Origin of the sequence: Mesorhizobium sp. M4A.F.Ca.ET.050.02.1.1, assembly GCF_003997725.1 — a bacterium.
Taxonomy (GTDB): Bacteria; Pseudomonadota; Alphaproteobacteria; order Rhizobiales; family Rhizobiaceae; genus Mesorhizobium.
On the sequence record NZ_RZSG01000885.1, the window covers coordinates 1 to 2,320 of the forward strand.

Annotated in this window: 2 protein-coding genes and 1 pseudogene; 2 read left to right on the plus strand and 1 reads right to left on the minus strand. The window is 66.3% G+C overall.

The window, feature by feature from the left end:
• Positions 1–877 (minus strand): LysR family transcriptional regulator (locus EOA33_RS32660; protein ID WP_145989425.1); only part of this gene is annotated, 877 nt, incomplete at its 3' end.
• Positions 878–1,084: 207 nt separating this feature from the next.
• Here EOA33_RS32660 and EOA33_RS32665 point away from each other — a divergent pair.
• Entirely contained in the window at positions 1,085–1,480 is a 396-nt protein-coding gene (locus EOA33_RS32665) for a cupin domain-containing protein (protein ID WP_126057940.1), read from the plus strand.
• 30 nt (positions 1,481–1,510) lie between these two features.
• Positions 1,511–2,287: pseudogene (locus EOA33_RS32670) on the plus strand (zinc-binding dehydrogenase); the annotation flags it as partial.
• Positions 2,288–2,320 lie beyond the last annotated feature (33 nt).

Sequence of the window (2,320 nt, forward strand, 5' to 3'; positions counted from 1 at the left end):
GGGCGTCGACGATCACCGCCAATGCCGGCGAGAGCAGCCGCCGGCTATCATCTCTACTATCCGAGCCGGCGAAGGGCGGGCTCCAGTCGCCGAGCACCAGCGTCAGGCGCCCCTCGGCGATGTGGCGGCTGACGAGGCTTTCCGGCACATAGGCGATGCCTGAGCCGCTGATCGCGGCGTCGACCATCGGGATGGTCGAGTTGAAGGTGAGTTGGCCCTCCACCCGGACCCTGAGGTCGCGGCCGCCCTTGGCGAATTCCCACGCATAGAGGCCTCCGAACGTCGTCAGCCGCAGGTTGATGCAGTCGTGCCCGACCAGATCCTGCGGTGTCCTGGGCGCCGGGCGGCGGGAGAAATAGTCTGGCGAGGCGACGGCCACCAGCCGCCAGTCCGGGCCGATCCGCACCGCGATCATGTCCTTGTCGATGCTCTCGCCGAGCCGCACGCCGGCATCGAAGCGCTCCTCGACGATGTTGCGCATGCCGTTGTCGCTGTAGAGCTCGACATTGAGGTCGGGATAGTCGCGAAGCACCGGCTCGAGCCTTGGCCAGACGGTCGACTGCAGCGCGTGGTCGGAGAGCGTGATGCGGACCGTTCCCGACGGCTTGTCGCGAAAGGCCACCAGGCTTGCCAGGTCGGCTTCGATCTCCTCGAAACGCGGCACGAGCGACTGGTAGAGCCGCTCGCCCGCCTCGGTCGGCGCGACGCTTCGCGTCGTGCGCGTCAGCAGCCGAACGCCCAGGCGCGCTTCCAATTCCTTGATCGTGTGGCTGAGCGTCGACTGCGAGGTTCCGAGCTTCGCCGCTGCCCTGGTGAAGCTGCGCTCCCGCGCGACCGCCACGAACCAGAGTAGATCCTTCATGCCGTCGCGTTGCATCGCTGCCTCGTGATCCAGATTTATATCAGGTATCGATAAGTCCATGCGGATTATATCGCCTATTCGAACGAGGTCGACCGCAATATCTTCCCCGCAAGTCGGCGCGGGAGGCTCTCCAGCGCCCCAGTCGGGCTCTGCCAACTGGGTCGAAGATCCCGCATTCACCTGCGGCCGCCCACATCAAAAACGCACAGACGAGAGATCACCATGGACATTATTCGCGCCGGCACGAGGCCCTCCGGCAAAGGTCCCTCGGACTGGTTTACCGGCACGGTCCGCATCGATCCGCTCTTCAACCCGTTCGACGCCGCGCGAGTGCAGGGCGCACAGGTGACCTTCGAGCCCGGCGCCCGCACCGCATGGCACACGCATCCGCTGGGACAGACGCTGATCGTCGTTGCCGGCTTTGGTCGCGTGCAGCGCAAGGGTGGCCCGGTCGAGGAGATCCGGCCAGGCGATGTCGTCTGGTTCGCTCCCGGCGAAAGACATTGGCACGGCGCTTCGCCACAGACCGCGATGGTCCATATCGCCGTCCAGGAGATCAAGGACGGCAAGGCCGTCGAGTGGCTGGAACACGTCACCGACGCCGAATACAGCGCCTGACCTCCCGCGATTGAACGAAAGGAAACAAGCATGCTCGCAACCGTTCTCCACAAGCCCGGCGACATCCGCTGCGAGGAGGTCGCCGATCCGAAAATCCTTCAGCCGACGGACGCCATCATCAAGCTGTCGGCGAGCTGCATCTGCGGTTCGGATCTGTGGCCCTATCGCGGGCTCCAGCCGGTGGACGGCCCGATGCATATGGGCCACGAGTACTGCGGCATCGTCGTCGAGGTCGGCGCAGAGGTGCGCACGGTCCGTCCCGGCCAATTCGTCGTCGGCTCGTTCTGCCTCTCCGACAACACCTGCCCGCATTGCCGCTTCGGCTTCCAGTCTTCCTGCGTACAGCGCGAGTTCATGTCCGGCGCGCAGGCGCCTTATGCCCGCGTGGCGCTGGCCGACGGCACGCTGGTGGCTACCGCCGAGGTTCCGCCGGCCGAACTGGTGCCTGACCTTTTGGCCGTGTCAGACGTGCTCGGCACCGGGTGGTATGCGGCCGACGCGGCCGAGGTGCGGCAAGGATCGACGGTCGTCGTGGTCGGAGACGGCGCCGTCGGCCTGATGGGCGTTCTTGCGGCGAAGGAGATGGGGGCGGAGCGCATCATCGCCATGAGCCGCCATGCAAGCCGCCAGAAACTCGCCCGCGAGTTCGGCGCGACCGACATCGTGGCCGAGCGCGGCGAGGACGGCGTAGCGCGCATCAAGGAACTCACCAGAGGCGTTGGCGCCGACTCGGTGCTGGAATGCGTCGGCACGCGGGAATCGTTCGATCAGGCGCTGGCCTGCTCGCGCCCCGGCGGCACGCCGACATAGCCGATCGTGCCGCATGGCGTCACCTTTGAC